29 protein-coding genes are annotated in these 25,944 nt (G+C 53.2%); 26 read left to right on the top strand and 3 right to left on the bottom strand.

From position 1 onward, the window contains the following. Nucleotides 1-175 precede the first annotated feature (175 nt). The 9 genes from rnr to A6R74_RS11890 all read left to right on the top strand — a co-directional run bounded on the left by rnr (nt 176) and on the right by A6R74_RS11890 (nt 8,163). Nucleotides 176-2,587 carry a ribonuclease R gene (rnr, locus tag A6R74_RS11930; RefSeq protein WP_064234701.1) on the top strand — a complete coding sequence of 804 codons (2,412 nt, stop codon included), beginning with the start codon at nt 176-178 and terminating at the stop codon, nt 2,585-2,587. A 2-nt stretch (nt 2,588-2,589) separates the two neighbouring features. Further along, nucleotides 2,590-3,375, top strand: coding sequence for a 23S rRNA (guanosine(2251)-2'-O)-methyltransferase RlmB (gene rlmB, locus A6R74_RS11925; RefSeq protein ID WP_064234700.1), 786 nt, complete (start codon nt 2,590-2,592; stop codon nt 3,373-3,375). 249 nt (nt 3,376-3,624) lie between these two features. Beyond that, nucleotides 3,625-4,002: a 30S ribosomal protein S6 gene (rpsF, locus tag A6R74_RS11920; protein WP_007113338.1), complete on the top strand. Its 378-nt coding sequence runs from the start codon at nt 3,625-3,627 to the stop codon at nt 4,000-4,002. Nucleotides 4,003-4,035: 33 nt separating this feature from the next. Next, nucleotides 4,036-4,263: a 30S ribosomal protein S18 gene (gene rpsR, locus A6R74_RS11915; RefSeq protein ID WP_008958980.1), complete on the top strand. Its 228-nt coding sequence runs from the start codon at nt 4,036-4,038 to the stop codon at nt 4,261-4,263. A 12-nt stretch (nt 4,264-4,275) separates the two neighbouring features. Then, nucleotides 4,276-5,127: a hypothetical protein gene (locus tag A6R74_RS11910; RefSeq protein WP_064234699.1), complete on the top strand. Its 852-nt coding sequence runs from the start codon at nt 4,276-4,278 to the stop codon at nt 5,125-5,127. A 15-nt stretch (nt 5,128-5,142) separates the two neighbouring features. Next, nucleotides 5,143-5,589 (top strand): 50S ribosomal protein L9, encoded by a 447-nt coding sequence (gene rplI / locus A6R74_RS11905; RefSeq protein WP_035584127.1) that lies wholly within the window; start codon nt 5,143-5,145, stop codon nt 5,587-5,589. A gap of 294 nt (nt 5,590-5,883) precedes the next feature. Continuing rightward, nucleotides 5,884-7,272, top strand: a complete 1,389-nt coding sequence (gene dnaB, locus A6R74_RS11900) for a replicative DNA helicase (RefSeq protein ID WP_007113333.1) — start codon at nt 5,884-5,886, stop codon at nt 7,270-7,272. Nucleotides 7,273-7,393: 121 nt separating this feature from the next. Further along, nucleotides 7,394-7,687 carry a hypothetical protein gene (locus A6R74_RS11895; protein ID WP_064234698.1) on the top strand — a complete coding sequence of 98 codons (294 nt, stop codon included), beginning with the start codon at nt 7,394-7,396 and terminating at the stop codon, nt 7,685-7,687. A gap of 173 nt (nt 7,688-7,860) precedes the next feature. Further along, entirely contained in the window at nt 7,861-8,163 is a 303-nt protein-coding gene (locus A6R74_RS11890; protein WP_064234697.1) for a DUF6482 family protein, read from the top strand. A gap of 14 nt (nt 8,164-8,177) precedes the next feature. Here the strand turns inward: A6R74_RS11890 and A6R74_RS11885 are convergent, their stop codons facing one another. Both A6R74_RS11885 and A6R74_RS11880 read right to left on the bottom strand, forming a co-directional pair. Beyond that, nucleotides 8,178-8,576, bottom strand: coding sequence for a thiol-disulfide oxidoreductase DCC family protein (locus A6R74_RS11885; RefSeq protein ID WP_064234696.1), 399 nt, complete (start codon nt 8,574-8,576; stop codon nt 8,178-8,180). After that, nucleotides 8,573-10,231, bottom strand: a complete 1,659-nt coding sequence (locus A6R74_RS11880; protein WP_064234695.1) for a cryptochrome/photolyase family protein — start codon at nt 10,229-10,231, stop codon at nt 8,573-8,575. The genes A6R74_RS11885 and A6R74_RS11880 overlap by 4 nt, the downstream gene beginning before the upstream one ends. 131 nt (nt 10,232-10,362) lie before the next feature. Here A6R74_RS11880 and hemH point away from each other — a divergent pair, with 131 nt between their 5' ends. The 13 genes from hemH to rloA3 all read left to right on the top strand — a co-directional run bounded on the left by hemH (nt 10,363) and on the right by rloA3 (nt 21,840). Continuing rightward, nucleotides 10,363-11,442 (top strand): ferrochelatase, encoded by a 1,080-nt coding sequence (hemH, locus tag A6R74_RS11875; protein ID WP_064234694.1) that lies wholly within the window; start codon nt 10,363-10,365, stop codon nt 11,440-11,442. A gap of 228 nt (nt 11,443-11,670) precedes the next feature. Then, nucleotides 11,671-14,022 (top strand): putative monovalent cation/H+ antiporter subunit A, encoded by a 2,352-nt coding sequence (locus A6R74_RS11870; RefSeq protein WP_064234876.1) that lies wholly within the window; start codon nt 11,671-11,673, stop codon nt 14,020-14,022. Continuing rightward, nucleotides 14,015-14,446, top strand: coding sequence for a Na+/H+ antiporter subunit B (locus A6R74_RS11865; protein WP_007113326.1), 432 nt, complete (start codon nt 14,015-14,017; stop codon nt 14,444-14,446). Before A6R74_RS11870 ends, A6R74_RS11865 begins: the two co-directional genes overlap by 8 nt. Nucleotides 14,447-14,464: 18 nt before the next feature. After that, entirely contained in the window at nt 14,465-14,812 is a 348-nt protein-coding gene (locus A6R74_RS11860) for a Na+/H+ antiporter subunit C (protein ID WP_007113325.1), read from the top strand. Further along, nucleotides 14,809-16,410, top strand: a complete 1,602-nt coding sequence (locus tag A6R74_RS11855; protein WP_064234693.1) for a Na+/H+ antiporter subunit D — start codon at nt 14,809-14,811, stop codon at nt 16,408-16,410. The genes A6R74_RS11860 and A6R74_RS11855 overlap by 4 nt, the downstream gene beginning before the upstream one ends. After that, nucleotides 16,407-16,880, top strand: coding sequence for a Na+/H+ antiporter subunit E (locus A6R74_RS11850; protein ID WP_064234692.1), 474 nt, complete (start codon nt 16,407-16,409; stop codon nt 16,878-16,880). The genes A6R74_RS11855 and A6R74_RS11850 overlap by 4 nt, the downstream gene beginning before the upstream one ends. After that, on the top strand, nt 16,880-17,149 hold the full coding sequence (locus tag A6R74_RS11845) for a monovalent cation/H+ antiporter complex subunit F (RefSeq protein ID WP_008958995.1): 270 nt from the start codon (nt 16,880-16,882) through the stop codon (nt 17,147-17,149). Before A6R74_RS11850 ends, A6R74_RS11845 begins: the two co-directional genes overlap by 1 nt. Further along, the gene (gene mnhG / locus A6R74_RS11840; RefSeq protein WP_064234691.1) at nt 17,142-17,546 is read left to right on the top strand and encodes a monovalent cation/H(+) antiporter subunit G; all 405 of its coding nucleotides are present in this window, start codon (nt 17,142-17,144) and stop codon (nt 17,544-17,546) included. The genes A6R74_RS11845 and mnhG overlap by 8 nt, the downstream gene beginning before the upstream one ends. A 221-nt stretch (nt 17,547-17,767) precedes the next feature. After that, nucleotides 17,768-17,908 (top strand): DUF2256 domain-containing protein, encoded by a 141-nt coding sequence (locus tag A6R74_RS22340; RefSeq protein ID WP_082906662.1) that lies wholly within the window; start codon nt 17,768-17,770, stop codon nt 17,906-17,908. An 80-nt stretch (nt 17,909-17,988) separates the two neighbouring features. Continuing rightward, on the top strand, nt 17,989-19,446 hold the full coding sequence (locus A6R74_RS11835; protein ID WP_064234690.1) for a DASH family cryptochrome: 1,458 nt from the start codon (nt 17,989-17,991) through the stop codon (nt 19,444-19,446). Further along, entirely contained in the window at nt 19,443-19,889 is a 447-nt protein-coding gene (locus A6R74_RS11830) for a DUF3429 domain-containing protein (protein WP_064234689.1), read from the top strand. The genes A6R74_RS11835 and A6R74_RS11830 overlap by 4 nt, the downstream gene beginning before the upstream one ends. Before the next feature lie 68 nt (nt 19,890-19,957). Then, nucleotides 19,958-21,229: a lytic murein transglycosylase gene (locus A6R74_RS11825; RefSeq protein ID WP_064234688.1), complete on the top strand. Its 1,272-nt coding sequence runs from the start codon at nt 19,958-19,960 to the stop codon at nt 21,227-21,229. A 41-nt stretch (nt 21,230-21,270) separates the two neighbouring features. After that, the gene (gene rloA3, locus A6R74_RS11820; protein WP_082906661.1) at nt 21,271-21,840 is read left to right on the top strand and encodes a retropepsin-like aspartic peptidase RloA3; all 570 of its coding nucleotides are present in this window, start codon (nt 21,271-21,273) and stop codon (nt 21,838-21,840) included. 26 nt (nt 21,841-21,866) lie between these two features. Here rloA3 and A6R74_RS11815 read toward each other — a convergent pair whose 3' ends face one another. After that, nucleotides 21,867-22,580, bottom strand: coding sequence for a 16S rRNA (uracil(1498)-N(3))-methyltransferase (locus tag A6R74_RS11815; protein WP_064234687.1), 714 nt, complete (start codon nt 22,578-22,580; stop codon nt 21,867-21,869). Nucleotides 22,581-22,716: 136 nt separating this feature from the next. Between A6R74_RS11815 and phaR the strand changes: the two genes are divergently transcribed. The 4 genes from phaR to A6R74_RS11795 all read left to right on the top strand — a co-directional run bounded on the left by phaR (nt 22,717) and on the right by A6R74_RS11795 (nt 25,938). Further along, nucleotides 22,717-23,232: a polyhydroxyalkanoate synthesis repressor PhaR gene (phaR, locus tag A6R74_RS11810; protein WP_064234686.1), complete on the top strand. Its 516-nt coding sequence runs from the start codon at nt 22,717-22,719 to the stop codon at nt 23,230-23,232. 67 nt (nt 23,233-23,299) lie between these two features. Further along, on the top strand, nt 23,300-24,586 hold the full coding sequence (purD, locus tag A6R74_RS11805; protein WP_064234685.1) for a phosphoribosylamine--glycine ligase: 1,287 nt from the start codon (nt 23,300-23,302) through the stop codon (nt 24,584-24,586). Nucleotides 24,587-24,625: 39 nt separating this feature from the next. Next, nucleotides 24,626-25,066 (top strand): acyl-CoA thioesterase, encoded by a 441-nt coding sequence (locus tag A6R74_RS11800; protein ID WP_064234684.1) that lies wholly within the window; start codon nt 24,626-24,628, stop codon nt 25,064-25,066. Further along, the gene (locus tag A6R74_RS11795; RefSeq protein WP_064234683.1) at nt 25,066-25,938 is read left to right on the top strand and encodes a phosphoribulokinase; all 873 of its coding nucleotides are present in this window, start codon (nt 25,066-25,068) and stop codon (nt 25,936-25,938) included. Before A6R74_RS11800 ends, A6R74_RS11795 begins: the two co-directional genes overlap by 1 nt. Nucleotides 25,939-25,944 lie beyond the last annotated feature (6 nt).

Here is a 25,944-nt window from a genome sequence, read left to right as displayed (position 1 = left end):
AAACAACGTCTAAGACGGTTGGGTGATTGAACGTGCAGCGCTATACTGCGCCTATGACTAAACAAAACCCTATTCATTTCAGCTTATCAAGCATTGAAATATCCAACCCGCAACGCACCGCGTTTGCGCCTTTTTTATGCCTCCCGCAAATGACGCCATCAAGGATGTTGATCGCATGAAGTATTGGACGTTAAGTGATGATCCGCACGCCGAGCGTGAGGCACATAAATATGGCAACCCAGCGCCGAGCCGGGAGTATCTGTTGGCTGCTTTGGAAAGCTATGGCAAGCCGATCACTCACGAGAATATGAGCCGCATGCTGGGGCTGGAAGACGAAGAGCTGATAGAAGCCGTTAGACGTCGTTTAGCCGCGATGGAGCGCGATGGCCAAGTGCTGCGTGACCGTCGAGGCGCCTATGCGCTGATCGACAAGCTCGACCTGGTCAAAGGCAAGGTGCTTGGGCACCGTGACGGCTTTGGTTTTCTGCTGCGCGACGACGGTAAAAAGCCAGACCTAGTGTTGCCGCCGCGCCAAATGCGGAGAGTGTTCCATGGCGATCACGTGCTGGCGCGCGTTAGTGGTCGTGATCGTCGCGGCCGTGATGAGGCAACCATTGCTGATGTCATCGCACGCAACACGCAAACCATCGTTGGCGTTTACCGCAGTAATACCCCTGAGTTTGGCATTCTGATACCGGAAAACCCGCGTATTACCCAGGAAGTGATTATTCCCCATAGTGCTACCGGTGGCGCTAAAGATGGTCAGGTCATTTCGGCTAAGATTGTCCAGCAACCGGCGACTCGGATTCAGCCCGTGGGTGAAGTGATCGAAGTGCTGGGTGATCGTATGGATCCCGGTATGGAAATTGATATTGCGATTCGCAGTTACGATATTCCCGCTGAGTTCCCGCCGGAAGTACTCGACCAAATTGGCGGTATTTCAGCCGAAGTGCTGGAAGAGGATAAACAGCATCGCGTCGACCTGCGCGATGTGCCGTTGGTCACTATTGACGACGAGTCCGCCAAAGATTTCGATGACGCAGTATGTGCATGGAAAACCAAATCCGGCAGTTGGAAGCTGCTTGTTGCCATTGCGGATGTTTCCCACTATGTGCGTCCCGGTACGCCGTTGGATGATGAAGGTCGCACCCGGGGTAACTCAGTCTACTTCCCCGGCCAAGTGGTTCCCATGTTGCCGGAGCTGCTGTCTAACGGGCTGTGTTCGCTGAATCCCCATGTGGATCGCTTGGTGCTGGTGTGCGAGATGAATATTTCGCAAACCGGTGCGATTAGCCGCTACCGCTTCTACGAAGCCGTCATGAATTCTCACGCTCGCCTTACCTATAACAAGGTAGCCGCGATTCTTGACGAGAAGAGCGAAGAGGGCGAGGCACTGCGGGTAGAACACAGCGAGCTAGTGAAGCCGCTGAAAAATCTGGAAGAGCTTTACTACTTGTTGCGCGAAGCGCGTGCTGAACGTGGTGCTATTGATTTTGATACTACTGAAACGGCGATCATTTTTAACGATGAGCGCAAAATCGAAAAAATCGTTCCGCGTAGCCGTAACAACGCTCACAAGTTAATTGAAGAGTGCATGTTGGCAGCCAACGTGGCGACCGCGCGTTTCCTGGATAAGCATGACCTGCCGGCGCTTTACCGTATTCACGAACGCCCGACACCCGAGCGGCTTGATAAGCTGCGCCTGTTCTTGAACGAGTTAGGCCTTGCGGTTGGCGGCGGTGATATGCCCACCCCGCAGGATTACCAGGCACTGCGTGAAACGATAGCCGACCGTCCCGACTTCGATATCATCCAGACAGTGATGCTGCGGTCGATGAATCAGGCGGTCTACTCGCCGCAAAACGAAGGCCACTTTGGTCTGGCCTACCAGGCCTACGCCCACTTCACCTCACCGATTCGCCGCTATCCCGACCTGTTAGTACACCGCGCCATTCGTTCAGTGATCCGCGGGCCGCGTCAGACTAACACGGTAGTGCGCGTAGAGGGTGCGCCGGTTGAGCCGCCCAGCAAGTGGTGTCCGTACACCTTCGAGCAGATGCTTGAGCTGGGCGAACACTGCTCAATGACTGAGCGCCGCGCCGATGAGGCCACACGCGATGTAGAGAGTTGGCTGAAGTGCGAGTTTATGTCTGACAAGCTCGGTGAGACCTTCGAAGGTACCATTGCTTCAGTCACCCAGTTCGGCCTGTTTGTGCGCCTGGATGAGTTCTATGTCGAAGGCTTGGTGCATGTCACGTCACTGCCCTCGGACTACTACCACTACGAGGCTGAGAAGCACCGTCTTAAAGGCGAGCGCACCGGCACGACCTACCGCTTAGGCGATGGTCTTACCGTACAAGTCGCGCGTGTCGATATGGATGATCGTAAGATTGACTTCGGTCTAAATGATGAGAAGCCGCGTCCGCGCCGCCAGCCGCGTAAGAGTCGCGGTGGGGAAGAGGGCGCTAAAGGTAGTGGTGCCAAAACTGCTGGTGACAAGAAAGCCAATAGTGAAAAGCCCGCTACGCGCCGTGGCCCCCGGCGTACGCGCAATGGCCCGCGCAAACCATCACCGAATAAGGGTTGAGCATGAAATCGGCGTCTTCTCGGCGGGGCCCTAAAACTCCTGATGGCCTGGACCAGGTATATGGTGTTCATGCGCTGCAAAGCCTGCTAGACCGAGGTGAAGCGCCCCGGGAGCTGTGGGTGCAGCAGGGGGCAGGGAGTCGTTTGAAAGAGTTGGTCGCCTATGCTCAGGCGAAGGGCGCCCGAGTCAAGGAGCAGCCCCGCGACTTGCTTGATCAGTTAACTCAAGGCGCTGCCCATCAAGGAGTGGTGGCGTTTTGTCCGCCGTTGACTCCTGAGGGGGAAGAGTCGCTTTGGCTTAAACTGCGCGCCTGGCCCTCAAATACACCGCCGCTGTTACTGATTCTGGATGGCGTGACGGACGTGCATAATTTTGGTGCCTGCCTGCGCAGCGCGGATGCCGCTGGTGCTCACGGTGTGATTGTAGCGAAGGATAAGGCCGCGCCGCTCAATGCAACGGTGCGCAAGGTCGCTTGTGGCGCTGCCGAGGTGGTGCCGGTGTATCAAGTGACTAATCTGGCGCGCACCCTTGCAAAGCTAAAAGATGCCGGTGTCTGGATAACCGGTACGGCCGGCGAGGCTGACACCAGCGTCTTTGACATTAATATGACTGGTCCCACCGCCCTGGTGATGGGGGCGGAAGGCAAGGGGATGCGGCGCTTAACTCGCGAGGCATGCGATAATCTTGCCAAGCTACCTATGGCGGGGGAAGTCTCTAGCCTTAATGTTTCGGTGGCCACTGGTATTTGCCTGTTCGAGGCTGTTCGTCAGCGTCAGCTTGCAAGTTAATCGCTGTACTACTAAGATACACGCGCCCGTTTGTCTGCAAGCGGGCGTTAGCTGTGAGAATTAGTAATTGAAACTGTTGTTGAAAAACTGTCGTTAAAAACAGTTGTTGAAATAAAAGTTCTGTTTGATGCCCCGGTGACCGCCTAGCGCGGTGGCGGAGCACTTCAGTTAACTCCTTGCTTCCCTGTCGTCGTTTATTGCGTTTAGCAGTGGCACACAACGGAAGCTGTCAAACCGCAAGGAGATCCCATGCGTCATTACGAAATCGTGTTTATGGTCCACCCGGATCAAAGCGAGCAGGTGCCGGCGATGGTCGAGCGCTACACCAGCATCGTTACCGAAAACAGCGGCACTGTGCACCGTCTAGAAGATTGGGGCCGTCGTCACTTGGCTTACCCGATCAACAAGATCCACAAAGCCCACTACGTGCTGATGAACGTTGAATGTTCCGGTGAGACTCTCGACGAGATCGAGAACATCTTCCGTTACAACGACGCCATTATCCGCAGCTTGGTTGTACGCTGCAAAGAAGCTGTTACAGAAGCTTCACCGATGATGAAACCGGCAGAAGAAAAACGTCCGCGTCGCGAAGAAAAACCGCGCGCTGAAGAAGAAGAAACTGCCTGATTTTATTCACTGCACGTTTTAAGGAGCTAGTCCATGGCACGTTTTTTCCGTCGCCGTAAGTTTTGCCGCTTCACTGCTGAAGGCATCAAGCAGATCGATTACAAAGATCTGGACACGCTGAAGGCTTACATCACCGAAACCGGCAAGATCGTTCCAAGCCGTATTACCGGCACCAAAGCACGCTATCAGCGTCAGTTGGCGACTGCTATCAAGCGCTCGCGTTATCTGGCACTGCTGCCCTACTCCGATAGCCACCAGTAAGCGTTTAACGTGATGCTGGCACTAGCCCGATGGCTAATGCGGGGCACGCCTTACGCTGCAGGCGGGGCGGCCTTAGCAACGCTAGTGCCTTGGCTGTTCTGGTTAGGAGCAGCCATCGCCGCGCTGATGACTCTACGCAAAGGTTTTGCACCTGCGCTGCCAGTCATCATCGCCGCAGCACTACCGGCCGGTTGGTGGTGGGCTCAGGGTGATGTGATTCCGCTTGCTTGCATATTGCTGGTAACGCTGATGGCCGTCATTCTGCGCGAGAGGATGCGTTGGGGGGAAACCTTGATTGTGGGAACTTTGGTTGCCGCCGTCATGGTTCAACTTGGCATCTTCAGTCCGCCAGGTGGCACTGAGTTAATGCTTGAGCAATTGCGAGAAGGTTCAGAAGAAGTGGATCGCATGCTCACGGAATTTGCCAATCAAGGCTACGATACTCAAACCATTGCCGCACTGGTAGTGGGTGGGGTGACCGGGTTTGTGGTGCTTTTGGCAGCCATTGTGTGCTTGGCACTTGCGCGTAGTTGGCAGGCTGGCTTGTACAACCCTGGTGGCTTTCGTGAAGAGTTCCACGCACTGCGCTTGACCCCTAAAGAGCTGGCCGTGCTGGTCGTTCTTGGGGTGATAGGTATGCTGCTAGGCGCTCATGCGTTGGTGATGCTTGGTTGGATTCCGCTATTGGTAGCTGGCGTTGCGTTAGTGCACGGGTTTATTGGAATAAAGGGGATGAACGGGCTGTGGCTGGTAGCATTTTATGTGCTACTGATCACGACCTGGCCCACGATTCTCATTGTGCTGCTGTTGGGGCTGATTGATACATTCGCGAACGTTCGCGCACGCCTTGCCCGCAGCAACTGACAAGAGGTTTACGAGATGGAAGTCATTCTGCTCGACAACATTGGTAAGCTGGGCGGCCTGGGTGACAAGGTCACCGTGAAGCCTGGTTATGGTCGTAACTACTTGGTGCCTTACGGCTTAGCCGTACCGGCCACCAAAGACAATATCGAAGCGTTTGAAGCGCAGCGTGCTGAGCTCGAGGCGCAAGCCGCTGAGCGTAAGGCAGAAGCCGAAGCGCGCGCTGAACAGTTGAACGACATCGAACTGTCTTTGGTTTCCAAAGCAGGCGACGAAGGCAAGCTGTTTGGTTCTATTGGTCCGCGCGACCTGGCTGACGCGATTTCTTCTGCTGGCATCGATGTTGCCAAGAGTGAAGTCCGTATGCCGACTGGCCCGATTCGCCAGACCGGTGAATACGACATCGCTATTCACTTGCACGCTGAAGTGGATGCCGTTGTACGCGTAGTGGTAGTTGCAGAGTAAGTGAGAAAGTAATTGAGAAAGTAAGTAATTGAGCTAGTAACGACGTAAAGTAGTCACTAGCTGCAGCTAATACAGCTGCCTCAAAAGGCGCGGGTTTTCTCCCGCGCCTTTTGTTTTTTCTGGATGCTCACTGTTTCTAAATTTAGCTATTTCAGGGTGTTGCCTAAGTTATCAAGCGCACCACAGCTGGGTATTTTAAGACAACGTCTTGAACATGCTGCTAGTCGCGCTGCATGTCGGCGGCTAATATAAGCATCTTCACTGGCTACGCAGTCGTGTTTAAAGGAGCTCGCTATGCAGGACCAGCCTTCTGCTGATAAAGAAACGGCAGCGTTAAAGCTGCCGCCGCACTCGTTGGAGGCGGAGCAATCGGTACTAGGCGGGCTCATGCTGGACAACCAGGCCTGGGATAACGTCTCAGAGCGGTTAGTTGCTGATGATTTCTACCGTTATGAGCACCGTTTGGTGTTCAACGTGATGATTCATCTAGCTGAAGCCGGTCAACCACTGGATGTGGTGACGCTTTCCGAAGCGCTGGAAGCTCGGGATCATTTAGATACGGTCGGCGGGTTGGCGTTTCTGGCCGAGCTTGCCCGTAACACGCCCTCTGCCAGTAATATTCGCGCCTATGCAGATATCGTGCGCGAGCGGGCAACGCTACGTAAGTTGATCCGTGCGGCTAATCAAATTGCCGATAGTGCGTTTACACCCCAGGGGCGCCCGGCTGATGAATTGCTTAACGAAGCCGAGCGGTTAGTGTTCCAGATTGCCGAGGAGCGTCCCAAAACGGGCGGCCCTATTGGCATGAGCGATCTGCTGACCAAAGCCGTTGATCGTATTGATGAGCTGTTTAACCTGAAAGGTGAAATGACCGGCCTTTCGACCGGCTTTCGCGACCTGGATGAAATGACTACCGGGTTACAGCCTTCAGATATGGTGGTTATCGCCGGAAGGCCCTCAATGGGCAAAACCACGTTTGCTATGAATTTGGTGGAACATGCGGTTATCTCCAGCGATAAGCCGGTCATGGTGTTTTCCATGGAGATGCCAGCAGAATCGCTAATGTTGAGGATGCTGTCGTCGCTGGGCAGGATTGATCAAACTCGCGTGCGTACCGGTCAATTGGAAGATGAGGATTGGCCGCGCCTTACTTCTGCCGTCAATCTGCTCAAAGACAAGCAACTGTTTATCGACGACACCGCGGCCTTGTCACCTAACGAGATGCGCTCACGGCTGCGCCGTGTGGTGCGTGAACATGGCAATATCGCGTTGGTGATGATCGATTATCTTCAGTTGATGCAGATTCCCGGTTTTAGTGAAAACCGCACCGGGGAGATTTCCGAGATTTCGCGCTCCTTGAAGGGGTTGGCGAAAGAATTTAACTGCCCCGTTGTGGCACTTTCTCAGTTGAACCGCTCCTTGGAACAGCGTCCCAACAAGCGCCCTGTCATGTCGGATCTGAGGGAGTCTGGAGCGATCGAGCAGGATGCGGACGTCATTGCCTTTGTTTATCGCGATGAAGTCTATAATCCAGATAATCCCGACAATCAGGGGATTGCCGAATTAATTATCGGTAAGCAGCGTAATGGGCCTATCGGCACGGTACATATGGCGTTTATCGGCAAATATACTCGCTTTGAGGATTTGGCGCCGGATAGTTACGGTCAAGCCTTCGGTGACTAGGTTTTTGTAAGCAGGTTTTTGTAAACAGGTTTGTGGTGACAGGTGAGTGATAAGTCACTTGAGGATGAGGGGCTAGCTCGTATAATGCCCCACCCACGATATGTAAAAACGGGAGCAACAAATGGCAGGTGGATTTCGGCGCGGTAACCGACAGCGTCTTCCTAAGTTAGAAGGTCGCGGTGAACTAGAGGCGATAGAGCGCGAAGGCCCTTTTAAAGAGTGGCTGGGTATGCCAGACCTTTATCGCTACCATTTGGTGGTCGCGGGCGAGAAATATAGTTACCAAACTGAAGATGGCGAGCTGCCTGTAACAGTGGGAGATAACGTTGTGTTCCGCTATAAGGAGACTAAAGGCGGGAACTGGATTGACCGCAATTCGCTTGGTAAAGCTATCGATCCCTCTGAATATCAATGATCGATTGATGTCTTGACCTTCCGGTCAGAAATTCCCTTGCGCTAATGGCCTCCTAACTATTAATGTCTGGTTATTGCTTGTTGTCATTACACTGTAATAACAGGGCAACAGAAATGTCATGGGGCACAGTCATGCTGTGCCCTAATGGCCTAAGTAAATAACAGGAGGGAACCATGGAGCTGAAGGATCTTAAGCAGTTTGTCGCCAGTCACGACAACTTTGAAATCCGCGTGATTACCCATTCGGGCAGTCGTTTTTATCAGGTTGAGCTTGAAGACGTTGAAGGCGAACGCCATATGCTGATGCAGCGTAATAAGCCGATGCTATTTCGCTCATTGGATGATGCCTATATGGATCTCAAGCGCGCTGGAATTCATCGCGCATACTTGGTTCAGCACGTGCCTCACGATGAAGTGATCGGACGTGATGCCCACTACAGTGAGCCGCTGACATCGCGTATGCCGCTTGTTTTTTGACACTACACTCATCCTTAACGTTTAGCTTGCCGCTTCTCAAACCACTGCCCAAGTCGAATTCGGCGCCGGGCAAAAAATCGGTAACCGGCATTCATTATGCCGCTTACTCCCGGTAAGCACGAAAACCTCACCAGCCGCCGATAACCCAACACGGCATAGAGGGCACGGCTGGCATCCATACCGATATACCACTCTCCTTGGCTGTCGAGAAGGTGCAGTTGGCCCATCATGGCGTTAAATTCTTTTCCATACTCATGGGCGTTAAAGTCCTGAGCCTGAATATCTACCAGCGCTATCTGTTCCCGATGGCGATGTTTTTCCAGCCAGGCTACTTCCTGCTGGCAAAAGGGGCAGTGGCCGTCGTGAAAGAGCGTGACCGGCGGTAACGCGTTTAGCGGTGTGAAGCGGCTCATTGTGACTCCTTCTTAGTAGTGTTCGTGTTGGTACTGTCCGTACTGGTGCTGTTCGTATCGCTATCGGTCGTATCGGCATCGCTTGGGGCAGTGGCATAGCCCGCGGTATGACAGACTTGCCCGTAGCTTGGTGACACGTCCAGTTGAGCCAAGAAGCTTTCTGCCTGTTGGCGCATTGCTTCTCGCTTGTCATCGGACATTCGGCTAAGCGAGCCGTAAATCAGCTTCATGCGCGGATTCTTGTTCAATTGTTCGGCGTTAGTTTCAAGAAAGTGCCAGTAAAGGCTGTTGAAAGGGCAGGCCTTTGGCCCTGTGACCTGCTTAGGCGAATAGCGACAGTGCTGGCAGTGATCTGACATCTTGTCGATATATTTACCCGATGCACAGTAAGGTTTGGAGCCCATTAGGCCGCCATCCGCATGGAGTACCATGCCCAATGTATTGGGCAGTTCTACCCACTCGCTGGCATCGGCATAAACGGCCAGGTACCAGTCGCACAGCGCCTCGGGCTTAACCCCACACAGCAGGGCAAAATTGCCCGTGACCATCAGTCGTTGAATATGGTGGGCGTAGCTGTTATCGATGGTCATCTGTATGGCGCGCTGCAGGCAGCGCATATCGGTATTGGCGTCCCAGTAAAACGCTGGCAAATCGCGCTCAAAACCGAGCTGATTGGCGCTTTTGTAGCTGGGCATCTGTGTCCAGTAGAGCCCGCGCACATACTCGCGCCAGCCAAGAATTTGGCGGATAAAGCCTTCGGCGGCGTTGATCGGCACATCGCCGTCGTAGTAGCGCTGCTCGGCTGCTGCGCAGACTTCATGGGGCGTCAGCAAGCCGATGTTCATCGCCGCAGATAGTCGCGAGTGGTATAGATAGGGCGCCGAATCGCTGATCGCATCTTGATAGCGGCCAAAGTCAGCCAGCCCATGCTCAATGAAGTGATTTAAATCCACCAGCGCTTGTTGGCGAGTGACTGGCAGGTTGAAATTTTCCACAGAGCCCATGTGGTCATCAAAATGGCGTTTCGCATCGGCTAAAGCGTCTTTTGTCAGCGTGTCAAAGCGGTGTTGTGGCAGCTCAGGAAATTCAAGCGCTGCCTTGATAGGCTCGCGATTATCATGGTCAAAATTCCATTTGCCGCCAGCGGGCTCGTCGCCTTCCATCAAAAGTCCGGTACGCTTGCGCTGCTCGCGGTAAAAGTATTCTAGACGCAGCTGCTTGCGGCCTTTGGCCCAGTTGGCGAAATCCTCTGGCGTGGTAAAGAAGCGCTCATCTTCAAGTAGCCGCCATGGAATTGTTGCGTCTTTGCGCTGCCGCATTGCCTCCCACAGCCGCCATTCTCCCGGTCGGGCAACGCGTATCTCATCGCAGCCATACTGTTGGGCGATGCGTTCAGCTTCATCAATGAGAGAGTGACAGTTATCTGCGTCGTCCAGAGCGCTGTAATGCACTTGAAAGCCTTTATCACGTAGCGCATGGGCAAAGTGACGCATGGCGGCCAAAAAGAGGCCAATTTTGTGTATGTGGTGGGGCACATAACGCGCTTCTTCAGCAACTTCGCAAAGGGCAACCACGGCATTAGCGGGGGCATCATGCAGCGTTGTTAGTGAAAAAGAGAGCTGGTCGCCAAGAACCAAAAGCAAAGGCTTGGACATGAATTGCCTCAGGGTTATACAAATGATGCTGATAGTATAACTTTATGCCGCCAGTTTGCCGAAAAGTGATAGGATTTAATTAATTGATAGATTTACTGAGCACCATCGTTTTTTTTTCAGGAGCATGACTAATGACCGAGAATGTCGTTAAGGATCAACCGGGCGAGGGCCGCTTGGCCCATGCACCCAACAATCATCCGCCTGTGCCGCGTGCTAAAGTGGGCGTGGTGTTAGCGAACTTGGGAACCCCGGATGCCACTGACTATTGGTCAATGCGTCGTTACCTGAATGAATTTCTGTCTGATAAGCGCGTGGTCGACTATGCCGGTTGGAAATGGCAGCCGTTGCTACAGCTGATTATTTTGACCAAGCGGCCATTCTCATCGGGTAAAGCGTACCGAAGTATCTGGAACAACGAAAAAAACGAAAGCCCGCTGCTGACAACCACGCGCGCTCAGACTGAAAAAATGACCGCTCGGTTAAAAGCGCTTTACGGTGATGACGTCGAAGTCGATTTCTGCATGCGCTACGGCAATCCATCAACCGAAAGCGTACTGACGCGATTAAAAGAGAAGGGCTGTGAGCGTATTGTATTTTTTCCGCTCTATCCTCAGTACGGCTCGCCAACAACGGCAACGGCGAACGATCAGGCGTTTCGCACCCTGATGAAGATGAAGTGGCAGCCTTATATTCGCACGGTGCCTGCTTATTTTGACCATCCCGCTTATATTCAGGCGCTGGCTAATTCGGTAGAGGAGGTCTACAACGGCTTGCCTACGCGTCCTACAAAGTTAGTGGCCAGCTATCACGGTGTGCCTGAACGCTACTTGATGGAAGGCGATCCTTATCACTGTCAGTGCCAGAAAACCACACGCCTGCTGCGTGAGAAACTTGGTTTCAGCAAAGAAGAAGTGGATACCGCTTTTCAATCACAGTTTGGCCCTGAAAAATGGGTGGGACCGCAAACCGTTAAGCATGTGGCGGAACTCGCTGAGCAGGGGCATAAACACATTGCCATTATGTCGCCTGCCTTCTCTTCCGACTGTGTCGAAACCCTGGAGGAGATCGAAGAGGAGATCCGCGATAGCTTTATGGAAGCGGGTGGTGAAACGTTCAGCTATATACCTTGCCTGAATGATCGAGATGACCATATCGATGCCTTGCTCGCCGTTATCAATAATGAATTAGCCGGATGGCTATCGGTTCCCTAACGTACTATTGACTGTAAATACTCACTCACAATAGCCGCAGTGCGTATCAATACGCCTGCGGCTATTTGCGTTTAAGGGTTTGACTGGTCAGCCAAAACTGTCTGTTATAAGGTGTACAACTTTAGAATCACTATTATTCAACGCTGGCCTGCCAGTGATAAGGCACGATGCCTGGGCTTTAGCCGCTGTCTGATGGTGAGCCTTTCGTTATTCAGGAGGTTTCGCTTGATTCAATTCGCCGTTTTAATGGGGTTCGTGCTGGCGGCGTTGTCGCCTATGTTGAACGGCTGGTTCGGCCAGCGCACCAGCTTGGTTCTGGCGGTTTTTCCTGCTGGGCTGGCGGCGTGGTTGGCACTCCAAGCCCCTGAGGTCATTGAGAACGGCAGCCTGCTTTTAGAATGGCAGTGGGTGCCTTCTCTGGGGATAAGTCTTACCTTTCTGCTGGACGGTTTGTCGCTGCTGTTTGGGCTGCTGATTACCGTTATGGGTGCCTGCGTGCTGGTGTATGCCGGAGGCTACCTTAAAGACCATCCTGATGTTGGTCGATTTCATATCGCCTTAGTTGCTTTCATGGTCTCGATGCTGGGGTTGGTGTTAGCAGACGGGCTGTTTACGCTGTTTATTTTCTGGGAACTTACCAGTATTACCTCCTATTTGCTGATTGGTTTTAATCACGCTGACATTAATGCGCGTAAATCAGCACGGCAGGGCTTATTCGTCACTGTGGCGGGCGGATTAGCGTTAATGGCTGGGTTGGTGCTGTTAGGGATTGCCAGCGGTAGCTGGTCGCTGGCGGAGATTCTTGGACAGGAAGCCGACCTGCGTGAACATGCGCTTTACACGCCTATGCTGATCTGTTTGTTGCTGGGCGCCTTCACTAAATCGGCTCAGTTTCCGTTTCACTTCTGGTTACCCAACGCTATGGCGGCGCCAACGCCGGTTTCGGCCTATCTGCACTCTGCCACCATGGTGAAAGCGGGTATTTATCTGCTGGCGCGCTTACACCCAGAACTGGGTGGCACGGCGATGTGGGTCGGCGTTCTTTCCGTGGTCGGTGCGACCACGATGCTGGTTGGGGCGTTTTTAGCGATTCACCACACCAATATCAAAAAGCTGCTGGCCTACTCGACCATTATGGCGCTGGGTACGCTGACGATGCTACTAGGCATTGGCACCGAGTACGCGATGACCGCCTTTGTGACGTTTCTGCTGGCACACTCTCTCTATAAAGGCGCGCTGTTCATGGTCGCCGGTATTCTTGATCACGAAACCGGCACCAAAGATGTCACTCAGATGGGCGGACTGCGCTCGCTGATGCCAGTAACCGCCATAATTGCTCTGGTTGCAGCGCTATCGTTTGCCGGTCTACCGCCGCTACTTGGCTTTATCGGTAAGGAGTTAATGCTTGAATCAGTGCTAGGCGCTGATAGCTTCCGAACGCTACTGGTGCTGTTTGCTTTCCTTGCCTCTATCTTGACCATCGCCGTTGCCTTTATCGTGGCGTTACGCCCTTTTTACGGTAAACGTCATCACACCCCACTTGAGCCTCATGAAGCGCCGTTTAGCATGCTAATAGGGCCTGCGCTGCTCGCATTAGGGTCGTTACTGCTGGGCCTAATGCCTGCTGTGCTGGGCGCCGATGCGTTACTAACGGCAACCGCCACGGCTATATCCGGTCAAACGATAGAGGTGGCGCTGTCGCTTTGGTATGGCATCAACGTCGCGTTGATCATGTCGATCATTAGCCTTGGCCTAGGCTTTTTGCTGTTTAAGCGCTGGGACAGCGTGCGTGGCAAGCTTGCAGTATTGGCTCCGGTGATGCGCCATGGTCCCGAGGCAGGCTATGAAAGCATGATGAATGGCATTGTGCACTTCTCAGAGTGGCAAACACGACTACTGCAAAACGGTTATATGCGTAACTATATCCTGGTGATGTTGATCACGCTCATCGCGCTTATCGGTAATTCAATTCTGCTGCGCCACTCACCGCAGTTCGCCTTTGATCTGGATGTGCGCTTTCATGAAGTGGTGGTGGCAGGGAGTATGGTGATGGGAGCACTGTTCGCGACTATTTCTCGGTCTCGGCTGGGAGCCGTGGTGTCGGTCGGGATAATGGGGTTTTCTATCGCGCTGATTTTCATTCTGTTTAGTGCGCCGGACTTGGCAATTACCCAGCTGCTGGTAGAAACCTTAACCGTCATTTTGCTGGTGCTCGTGCTGTTCCGTCTGCCGCGCTTTTCAAACCTTTCCACCAGCCTCGAGCGCATACGCGATGGCGTGGTGGCTACGATGATGGGTATCTTGATATGCCTGCTGATTATGACCTCATGGAGCATACAACAGTTTGAACCCATTTCGACCTATATGATTGAGAACAGCGCACCGTTGGCTTATGGCCGCAATATCGTCAACGTCATTTTGGTCGATTACCGTGCCTTGGATACGCTAGGCGAGATGTTCGTGTTAGCCCTCGCCGCGATCGGTGTTATCGCCATGTTAAAGCTGCGTCATGGAGAAAACAGCGACGCAAAAACCGCCGAGAGCAGCAAAGTGGCTGCCAAGGAGCCTTACGATGGTTAAGTCGGGCACGATTATTCTTAATACCGCCGCGCGCTTTTTAATGCCGCTACAACTGTTGTTTTCTGTTTTTCTGCTGTTAAGGGGGCACGACGAGCCGGGTGGTGGGTTCATTGCCGGGCTGGTAGCAGCGGGGGCGTTTACGCTCTATCTATTTGCCTTTGGGGTAAGCGCCACCAAAGAAGTGCTGCGCATGGTCGATCCTCGCGATTTGATCGGTGTTGGGTTATTGCTGGGAATGATCTCGGTGGTGCCAGCTTGGTTTATGGGTCAACCCTTTTTGACTGCTCAGTGGTGGACTATCCCAGTGATCGACTTTAAGGCTTCCACGCCGTTAATTTTCGATATAGGCGTTTATTTTGCCGTGCTGGGTTCGGTCACCGGTATGGTGATGACGCTGATGGAGGTTGACAAGGATGAACCTTGAGTTAATAGGAGGCACCGCATGGAACCATTGATGGCAGTAGCGATTGGCCTGCTGTATGCGACGGCTATTTTTATGATGCTGCGGCGCTCTATCGTCAAATTGGTGATTGGCTTGATGCTGCTCTCTAATGCCGCCAATTTATTGATTTTTACCACGGCGGGCATGACCCGTGGAGCACCTCCGCTTATCCCTGAAGGGATGATGCAGCCGCCCAGCGGCGTGGCCGACCCCTTGCCGCAAGCGGTGGTGCTGACGGCGATTGTGATTGCTTTTGGGGTGCTTGCCTTTGCAGTGGTACTGATTCGACGTGCCTACGAAGTGGTTAAGGCCGATGATCTCGATAAGATGAAGGATACTGATACGTGAGGCCTGAAGTAGCTCTTCCCGTCCTCTTGCCCTTGTTATCAGGGGCAATTTCTTTGCTGTTTTGGCGTTCACGCCCCATGCAACGCTTTGTAGCCGTAGCAGGCAATATTGCCCTGCTGATGGTTAGTCTGTGGTTATTTGTAGCGACGCTGTCGGATGGCTACGTCACGATGCAGATGGGTAGCTGGCCAGCTCCTTTTGGCATTACCTTAATTGCTGACTTGTTGAGCGCGGTGATGGTGTTGATGACCGCGATTATCGGCTTGGCGATGGGCATTTACTCGCTGGCCACCACTGGCCGCGGTCACGAAAAATTTGGCTACTACCCGTTAATGCACTTGCTGCTCGCCGGGGTGATGGGCGCCTTTTTGACCGGCGATATCTTTAACCTCTATGTGTGGTTTGAGGTAATGCTGGTGGCCTCTTTTGCGCTGCTAATTCTGGGTGGTGAGCGCGCGCAGATGGAAGGGGCGATTAAGTACGTCACCTTGAACCTGTTGGCATCGGTCATTTTCCTGACCGCCGTGGGGCTGCTTTATGGCATGGTGGGTACACTCAACATGGCCGACATTGCGCTGCGTATGGATGCAGCTGAGCACACTGGCATGGTCGAAGTATTGGCGGTTATGTTTATGGTGGCCTTTGGGATTAAAGCGGCCGCTTTTCCACTGTTTTTCTGGTTGCCAGCCTCTTACCACACGCCGCCGGTCGCCGTTTCAGCACTGTTTGCCGGACTGCTCACCAAGGTGGGCGTTTATGCGATGTTCCGTGTCTTCACGCTGATGTTCGATCAAACCATGGGCTATCTCCAGGACATTATGCTCTGGGGTGCTGCATTCACTATGGTAACGGGGGTGCTTGGCGCTGCGGCTCAATATGAATTTAGGCGGATATTGTCGTTTCATATCGTCAGCCAGATCGGCTACATGATTCTAGGCTTAGCGTTGTATACCCCTCTAGCAATCGCCGGCGGCGTGTTTGCCATCGTGCATAATATGGTGGTGAAGACCAATCTCTTCTTGATCAGTGGTATTACTCATCGATTGCAGGGAACCTACCAGCTTAAAAAAATGGGCGGGCTGTACCGAGAGCGACCTTGGCTTGCCGTGGCGTTCTTCCTTTCTGCCTTCTCGCTAGCGGGGATACCGCCGCTATCGGGCTTTTTTGCCAAATTTGTGATTGTGCGCGCCGGTCTAGAAGTGGAGGCCTATGTCGTTATCGGTATCGCGTTGGCAGTGGGGTTAATGACGCTCTACTCTATGGTAAAAATTTGGAATGAGGTGTTTTGGAAGTCTCTCCCGGAAGATAATCAAGTGCCTGAAACGACCACGCCTACTGGCGATGACGGGCGGTTGTTAAAACCCAGCCTGTGGATGATGTATTTGCCAGTCATGGTGTTGGCGTTATTTTCACTGCTCATTGGTGTGCTTGCAGAGCCGATCATGTGGGTGATGATGGGTATTGGTGATCAGTTGTTCGAACCCTCAGGGTATATTGAAGCGGTGTTAGGGGCGGCAGCCAGTGCCGACGATGTGTTGTTGGAATCATCATCGGGCGTCACCGCATCAGAGGCTAATGCCGAGGAGGATACGCCATGACCGGTGCTATTTGGAATCTACTGCTAGGGCTCGCATGGGTATTGTTAAGCGGTGATTTCACCGGTTTAAACCTTCTTGTCGGGTTAATATTTGGCTATATCACCCTGGTATTGATTGAGCCTCAGCTCGACTCATTGAAGGGCTACCCGGCACGTGTGCCACGCTTCATCGGCTTTATTGGCTTTTTTCTAAAAGAATTAGTACAAGCCAACTTGCGCGTCGCTTTCGATATTGTCACTCCCCCTTGGCATATGAAACCTGGGGTCATTGCAATGCCGCTTTCCGCACGCTCCGAAATGGAAATTACCATGGTGGCCAATCTGATTTCATTGACCCCAGGAACACTGAGCCTAGATGTGTCGGATGACCGTAAGGTATTGTATATCCACGCAATGTTTTTAGACAACGAGGAGGAGCTACGGCGCAACTTAAAAGAGATGGAGCACCGTGCTTTGGAGCTGTTTCGATAATGGATACCGTTATTTTAATAAGCCAAGTCATTATGAGCTTGGCGCTTATTCTTACGTTTGTACGTGTGGTGCGCGGCCCGAGCCTACCTGATCGCGTTGTGGCGTTAGAGCTTTTTTCTACCACCGTGGTGGGATTAGTCGGTGTTTATGCCATCAAGTCAGACGTGGCTAGCTTTTTGGATGCCGCCATTGTGATTGCATTGATGGGATTCTTAGCAGCCATTGCGTTCGCGCGCTTTTTGGAAAGGGGAGGCCCAAGGGATGATTGATTTCATAAAGGGCGCGTTAATCATCGGTGGAGCGCTGTTTATACTGCTTGCCTCAGTTGGGTTGCTGCGGTTGCCAGATTTGTTAACGCGCATGCACGCCACCACCAAGGCTGCGGCGTTAGGCGTCATCTTAATTATGTTGGCGGCAGCTATGCACTTTGCTGAAGTGGGTGTAGTGGCACGCTCTTTTGCTATCATCGTGTTTATCCTGATGACCGCCCCGGTGGCGGCTCACGTGATTGGACGAGCCGGGTACTTTGTTGGCTCTAAGCTGTGGAGCGGTACTGTAAAGGATGAGTTACGCCCTAACTACGATCCTTTAACCCATGAGTTGAAAAGTGGCTTGGAAACCCATGAAAACGCCAAGCGCCAGCCCCGCGAGACTGATCCAGACTAGGCTTGATTAGAGCAGGCCGCATCGTTAGCTAATGAATCACCGCTACTGAGCCACCTTCGGGTGGCTTTTTTACGTTTGGGGTGGCAGGTGTTCAAGCGTTGCTCATTATTTCAGTCGGATTAAAATGTGTACAATAAAATAATGTACAATAATTGTACTGTATAAGATAATGCGTCCATGTTTTTCACCCTACTACGTAAAAAGTGTGATTAGACGTGAGCATGCGACGCAAACAACATCTACCGCAAAAAAACTGTGTTCAATGCCAGCGACCGTTCACTTGGCGGAAGAAATGGGCGCGCTGTTGGAATCAAGTGCGCTACTGCAGTGAGCGGTGTCGTCGTAGTGCTAAGCAGCCATAGTGCTTTGCTTCTAAGTACCATTATCCAAAGTACCAGCATCCAAAGTACCGGGCACCAAAGCACCTCTAGGAGGCACAAGCATGAACAGCACGATTGATATTGTCTGGCTGCAAGACGACCTGCGTATTGCTGATAATCCTCTTTTAAACTTTGCTTCCCTTCCTAGTTATTTGCTGTGTCTCTACGTGTTAGATGAGCAATGGTTCTCGCCGCTGATCGAGGGGGAATCAACACCGCGTATCGGACATGCGCGGTTGCGTTTTTTATGGCAAAGCTTAATAGAGTTACGTGGTGAGCTTTTGAAGCGTGGCAGTGACTTGCTAGTACGTATAGGTAAGCCAAGTGATGTGGTGATTGAGCTGGCATCAACGCTTAACGCCAGGCAGGTGCGTGTGGCCGACCATGCTGGCACCGAAGAAATCGCGCATATTCGTGCTGTTAAGAAAGGTTTGCCCCGTCACACGGCATTTGATTGTATAGAGAGCGGGCGTCTGATTGATCGACAGTCATTGCCTTTTGAACGCGAAGCGCTGCCGGGCAGTTTTTCTGCCTTTAGGCGTAGCGTGGAGAGTGAATGCACCTTTCCTGCCAGCCGTTGCGCGCCCGTGACGCTGCCTCCCTGGCCTGAAGCAGCCAGAGGGTTTCCACCGCTAAAAGCTGTCTGCGAGGAGAGTGCCGTCTGGCAGCCCGACCCTCGCCAAGGTTATGCCTACAAGGGGGGCGAGTCGGCAGCACACGGGCGTCTAAAGGATTACCTTTGGCGCCAGCAAGGCGGTGAAACGTACAAGAAAACCCGCAACGGGTTGCTGGGGGCTAATTTCTCAACCCGTGTGTCACCCTGGCTAGCGCGTGGCTGCCTGTCGGCTCGCCAAGTCAATGATGCGGTAAAGGCCTGGGAAGCAGAAAACGGCAGTAATGAATCGAGCTACTGGATTACCTTCGAGTTACTCTGGCGCGAGTATTTTATCCGCGCTGCCCAATTGGAAGGTGAGAAAATGTTTGGCGCCCGCCAGACAGACAAGCCGTGTGCCGCTTTCAATGCTTGGCGTAATGGCACCACGGGGCTGCCGTTTGTGGATGCCGCGATGCTGGAACTTCGTCACACTGGCTGGCTATCCAATCGTGCCCGGCAAAACGTGGCCAGCTTTTTGGTTAAAGACTTAAAGGTTGATTGGCGCTTGGGGGCGCTATGGTTTGAGCACTGCCTGATTGATTATGATGTGGCCAGTAACTGGGGCAACTGGCGCTATATTGCCGGAGTGGGACGGGATCCACGCCAAGACCGCTACTTTAATGTACTCAAGCAGGCGGGCCATTACGATCCTCAGGGGCTCTATGTTGCTCATTGGCTGAAGCCGCTTGAAAAGCTACCCTACGGTTTAGCGCGCCAACAGCCATGGCGGGCAGACCCCTCTGCGTTTGAAGCTCCCTACGTTGTGCCCGAGCAGTGGGAGCGGTGGTTGATTCCTTGCTTAGAACATCAAGCAAGTGATGAAGCGAGTCGTCATGAACTTGCTGTCAGGGCTAAGGCGCTATGACGCTGTGGAGTAGCGAGCGCCACCTCGCGTGGTGTCTGGGACTCGCTGGTCTTGTTCCATTCATCACTGGTGGCGTGCTGGTATGGTCAGCGCCCTTGGTATGGCAGGCAACTGTCATTGATGGATTTGTTTACTACAGCGCTGTAATTCTCTCTTTCTTGGGTGGTGTGCACTGGGGCAGTGCATTGCAGGTGGCGAGGCCAGGTAATCGTTGGCGTTTACTGTTAGCTATGTTGCCCAGCTTAATCGCATGGCCTGCACTGCTGCTTAACGTTGTAGCGGGACTTTGGGTGCTACTGGCCGGATTTATTCTGATTGGCAGCTACGATTGTAGTCGTGTTGGTCGGAAGGGTTTTCCTACTTGGTACTTTACACTTCGTGGCTTGCTTAGTGTGGTAGTGGGGCTATTACACTTGGTCGTTTTACTACGCTTGAGAGGGTAGGGCTAGCATCCGTTGCTTTTCTGGGCCATTATCAGAACAATGCCATGGATTGCCGAGAGATTGATGCTATGTCTTTGAAAGTAAATGGGTCAGCTAAGGGGCGCCCTGCTCTGTATGCGACATTTCTATTTTTTGTGGGTGCACTGGCACTGAGCAGTGGCCGGGCGCAAGCGAGCCCTCAGCTGATGTCAGAAGTCGACACTCAGGCTGCTTCAGAAGTTAGCTACGCTAATTTCCAACAGTGGCTGCGAGATTTTCGCCAATATGCTGCTGGCCAAGGGATCAGCGAAGCGACACTCAGTAGTGCCCTGGATGGCGTTCGTTACCGTGAGCGTGTGATTGAACTCGACGGCTACCAACCTGAGTTCGTTCGCCCTATTTGGGAGTATCTTGATACCGCCGTTTCATCCACACGTATTAATAACGGGCAGGAAAAGCTAGCTCAACACCGCGATACGGCTCAGCAAATGCAGCAGCGTTATGGGGTGCCCGTCGAAATTCTTGTCGCCATTTGGGGCATCGAGAGTAATTACGGCAGCAATTTTGGTGATTTTTCAACCTTGGAGTCTCTTGCCACACTGGCTTACGATGGCCGGCGCCGAGACTTTGCCCGGGGCGAGCTGCTCGCGGCGTTGCGTATTATTGACCAAGGTGATATCGCCGCTGAGCAGATGAAAGGTTCCTGGGCTGGGGCCATGGGCCATACCCAGTTTATTCCCAGTAGCTTTGAAGCCTATGCGGTCGATGGTGATGGTGATGGCCGGCGTGATATTTGGGAAAGTATCCCCGATGTTATGGCATCAACAGCCAACTACCTTGATCGGGCTGGATGGCAAGCCGGCCAGCCCTGGGGGGTTGAGGTACGCCTCCCCCAAGGCTTTGACTATGCCCAGACAGAGCGACGCAGCAGCGCGGAGTGGCGCAGTCAGGGTGTGCAGGCACTGCAAGGCGCATTGCCAAACTTTGATAGCGCAGCCATTGTGATACCCGCGGGTGCTAACGGCCCGGCCTTTTTGGTAGGTGCCAATTTTCGGGCGATTTTACGCTATAACAATGCCACCAGCTATGCGCTGGCCGTGGCAACCTTAGGTGATGCCATTGCCGGACGTAATGGCATTCAGCACAGCTGGCCGCGTGATCAAGCGTCGCTCACCCGTGACGATGTGCAAGAGCTGCAGCGCGCGTTAAACCGTGTGGGCTACTCAGTAGGCGGCGCGGACGGCGTCATGGGGCCCAATACGCGCCAAGGTTTGCGGAACTTTCAGCGTGATCAAGGGTTAATACCGGATGGGTTTGCGACCCAGGAGCTGCTAGAACAGCTTCGTCAGCGTTCGCAGTAAGCCATATTGACAGGGTGCTTTTACTTTCCAAGGATGATGTTATGCAATTGATGAAAAAAACTTTTTTTAACAGTGTGATATTGGGGGGTATGTTGTTAGGTGCTGGGCTGTCTGCCTCCACAGCGATGGCGGAAGATGAACAAGTCTTCGGCTGGGTTGAAAAAGCGACCTTGCAGCCTTGGGATATCGAGGTGAAAGCGAAGCTTGATAGCGGAGCATTAACCTCTTCGCTGGACGCTCGCGATATTGAGATGTTCGAACAGGACGATGAGGAGTGGGTACGCTTTCGATTGAAGCTTGAAGATCAGGCAAGTGGCGAAGTCTTCAGTGATCAAATCGAACGGCCGCTCTACCGTGAGCTTACTGTGCGCGGCGCAGGCGGCCGTGATGAGCGACCTGTGGTGCTGATGGAAGTTTGTATGGGCGATACCATTTACGAAGAGCAGTTTAGCCTGCGCGACCGCGAAGATATGAACTATCCGCTTCTACTTGGTCGCAGCACCATTAGCCATCTTGGGTTGTTGGATGTGCGTGAAACCTTTTTGCAAGAGCCAGGGTGTGGAGAAAACGCGACCGTTGTGCCCCACGACCCGGAAGATGATCCTTCCTGATTAATTCATCCAATCAATAATGGTGTTTAAAACAGCCGTGACAGAAGAGCTGTCACGGCTGTTTCGACGCGTAAAATGCGTGGGCCAAGATGCATTCCCTCGCAGCCTGCCTGCATTAGCTGCTCTACCTCCCAAGCAATAAAGCCGCCCTCGGGGCCTACTAATAGCAAAGTGGGGTCACTGATGCCTCTTGGGCAGGCATTGGGCATGCCCGGATGTGCCACCAGCCCGCGGCGTTCGCTGAGTAACTCAGGCAATTGCTTCTCTAAAAAAGGCCGAAAACCTTTACTAAGGGTGACCGAGGGTAGCCGGGTGTCACGAGCTTGCTCTAAGCCTAGTACCAAATGTTGGTGAATTTTATCCGTGCGCAACTCAGGTGACTGCCAGTAGCTCTTCTCAACCCGCTTGGTATGTAGCAGGGTGATCTCTTTGACGCCTAGTGCCGTCACATGCTCTAACGTGCGCGCCAACATACGCGGGCGGGGCAGAGCTAATACTAAATGCACGGGTAGTGGCGTCGGCGGAGGCTCGTTAAGGGCTTCCAATTGAAAATACGCACGCTCAGCAGTGAGTTCTTTTAGCAGCGCCTTACCCATATCGCCGCCTTGAACACCGACGGTTAACAGGTCTCCGGGTGCCGAGCGATGGACATCGCGCAGGTGTGTCAGTCGACGTGGATCGGTAATGCAGACGTGGCCATCGTCGGTGAGATCGTTGGGATTGAGCAGAATCAAATTCATAATGATGGTCTATTGGTCACAAAGCAGGCACGGTACGCCTTGCTAAACTATTAAGGTGGCTTGCATGGGCGCGTAGTGCAGGCACAATATCAGTAACGGGAATAAAAAGTCCCTATCGCGTTTAAGGAGATGCGCCGTGCGCGTAATTCGCAAATATGCAAACCGCAGGTTGTACGATACTCAGCAGAGTCGTTATGTAACGCTAGAAGACCTGCGCTGTTTAATCATTGAAGAAGAACCGTTTCGGGTGGAAGACGCCAAAAGCGGAGAAGATCTAACACGTACTATTTTGCTCTCTATCATTATCGAGCAGGAGCAGGCTGATAGCGAAGCGGAAGTGTTTTCTAATGATCTATTGGCGCAATTAATTCGTGTTTACGATATGACCTCACCGCTGCCGCTGTCGCGTTATCTTGAACAGGGTACGCAATTAATGCTGGAGCAGCAGAAGCGGCTGCAAAGCCAGTGGAAACAGGCAATGCGCAACACACCGCTGGAGTTTATGCGCGAGCTTGCTGAAGAGAACATGCGCTTTTGGCAAAAGACCTTGAACCAACCTGGCCAGGCCGACGAGTCGGTTAATGCAGAGCCGCATGAGGGCAATGGCAGCGACGCCAGCGATACCAGTGAAGATAACAAAGCCTCCTCCTGACCCCACTTGGTGCTTCGCTGTGGCATAATGCCGCCGATATACGCTTTCCCGTTTGAGAAGGATGCACATGAAGGTTTTAATGATAGGCGGTGGTGGTCGTGAGCACGCCCTTGCTTGGAAATTGGCGCAATCTAATCAGGTTGAGCAGGTGTTTGTCGCCCCTGGCAATGCCGGCACAGCGACGGAGGCAAAGCTGACCAATGTAGCGATTGCCGCAACGGATCTCGGCAGTCTAGTTGCCTTTGCCCGTGATGAGCAGATTGGCTTAACCGTGGTGGGCCCGGAGGCCCCCTTGGTAGAAGGCGTAGTTGATCATTTCCAGGCTGCCGGTTTAACTATCTTTGGCCCTACTCAAGCGGCCGCCCAGTTGGAAGGTTCAAAATCTTTTACCAAGGACTTCCTGGCCCGCCATGATATTCCTTCGGCTGACTACCAAACGTTTACTGAAGTAGCCCCAGCGCTTGCCTATCTAAGCAAAGTAGGCGCGCCAATTGTGATTAAAGCGGATGGCTTGGCTGCGGGTAAAGGCGTTATTGTGGCGCTTAGTGAAACGGAAGCTGAGGCGGCTATCCGCGATATGCTGGAAGCCAATGCCTTCGGTGATGCGGGTGCCCGTGTGGTCATCGAAGAGTTTCTTGAAGGCGAAGAGGCGAGCTTTATTGTCATGGTGGACGGTGAGAATGTCGTCCCTATGGCCACAAGCCAAGACCACAAGCGTGCTTATGATGGTGACACCGGCCCCAATACCGGCGGTATGGGGGCCTATTCGCCAGCACCGGTGGTCACGCCGGAAGTTGACGCACGTATCATGGAGCAGGTCATTCTGCCTACCGTGCGTGGCATGGCCGCTGAGGGTAATGCCTACACGGGGTTCTTATACGCAGGCCTGATGATCGATGCGGCCGGTAACCCCAAAGTTATTGAATATAACTGCCGCTTTGGTGATCCTGAAACTCAGCCGATTATGCTGCGCCTAACTTCTGATTTTGCCGAACTCTGTTTAGCAGGAGCCCAGGGCAAGCTGGCGGGGCAGCACTGTGAATGGGATCCTCGTGCCGCGGTGGGCGTGGTGTTGGCGGCTGGTGGCTACCCTGGCAGCTACCGCAAAGGTGATGTGATTCACGGCTTAGACGCGGCTGAAGAAACGGGCTGCAAAGTGTTTCACGCGGGCACAGCACTCAATGAGCAGGGCGAGATCACCACGGCAGGCGGTCGTGTGCTATGCGTGACGGCGCTGGGTGATAGCGTCTCTGCGGCACAACAGCAAGCGTATCAAGGCGTTAACGTGATTCACTGGGATGGCGCTGAGTGTCGCCGTGATATTGCCTTTAGGGCAATTGCCCGCGAGGGATAAGCAAGCCTTACGCTAGCAAATACTGACGAGGAAACAGGCATGGAGCGTGTCAAGCTGGATTTTCCCGCTGAAGCGGTCATTCATCGTCACCCTTTGACGGTGCGGGTAACCGATATGAACTATGGCCGTCACTTGGGGCATGATGCGCTGGTGTCGCTGCTCCACGAGGCGCGTATTCAAGCCTTCGCGGCACTTGATCTGCCTGAGTGGGATATGCATGGGTATCCTTCGGTGGTTGCTGATCTCACTGTGCAGTATCAAAGTGAAGCGCGCTGGCCCGATGCGTTAACGATTGCCACCGCCGTACCTGAGCCGCAAGGTAAAGCATTGACGATTTATCAGCGTGTTTACCAAGCGAACTCCCACCAGGTAGTTGCCACCGCAAGAGTCAGTCAGCTCTTGATCGACTTGGCTACCGGGCGTCCTGTCGAGGTGCCTGAGCTGGTTAAACAAGCGCTTTCCCACGCGAGGTGTGGCTGATGTCACGGGAGTATCCGATTATCGCGGTGACCGGCTCTTCGGGAGCGGGCACTACCACTGTTCGGCGCAGCTTCGAGCGCATGTTCCTGCGCGAAGATGTGCATGCGGCGATGGTCGATGGTGATGCTTTTCACCGCTACACCCGCGATGATTTGCACCGCATCTTCCGGGAAGAGCCTGAGCGTAAGGATGAGCTATCGCATTTTGCCGTTGAGGCGAACTTGCTGGATCGCTTGGAAGGGTTGTTCAGTGAGTATGGTGAGCACGGCTCGGGTACTTTTCGGCACTATATCCACGCCGAAGATAAGCAGAAAATCGAAGCGGGCTGCCGAGTAGGTACCTTCACCGAGTGGCAGTCGCTGCCTTGTGGCACCGACCTGCTGTTTTATGAAGGCTTACACGGCGGGCTGGTTACCGAAGAGTATGATATTGCCCGCCATGTGGATCTGTTAGTAGGCGTGGCGCCGACCATGAATCTTGAGTGGATTCAAAAGATTGACCGTGACACCAAGCTGCGTGGCTACTCACAGGAAGCGGTCATCGACACTATCCTCGGCCGTATGGATGACTATGTACGCTATATCCAGCCGCAGTTCTCGCGTACGCACATCAATTTTCAACGTGTGCCGACTGTCGACACCTCTAACCCTTTTGAAGTGCAGGATATTCCCACCGACGCAGAGTCATTCGTGGTTATCCGCTTTCGGGACCCTTCGACCGTGGACTTCCCTTGGTTGCTCGCGATGATCAAAGATTCGTTTATGACGCGTCCACACACGCTGGTTGTGCCGGGTGCGCGGATGTCGCTGGCAATGGAGCTTATTCTTGCCCCATTGGTTAGACATCTTCTCGCACAGAGACGCTTCCGTTAAAGGAGA

This window comes from Halomonas sp. ALS9 (genome assembly GCF_001651035.1).
In the GTDB taxonomy this organism is placed as follows: domain Bacteria; phylum Pseudomonadota; class Gammaproteobacteria; order Pseudomonadales; family Halomonadaceae; genus Vreelandella.
This window is presented reverse-complemented; position numbering and strand designations above follow the sequence as displayed.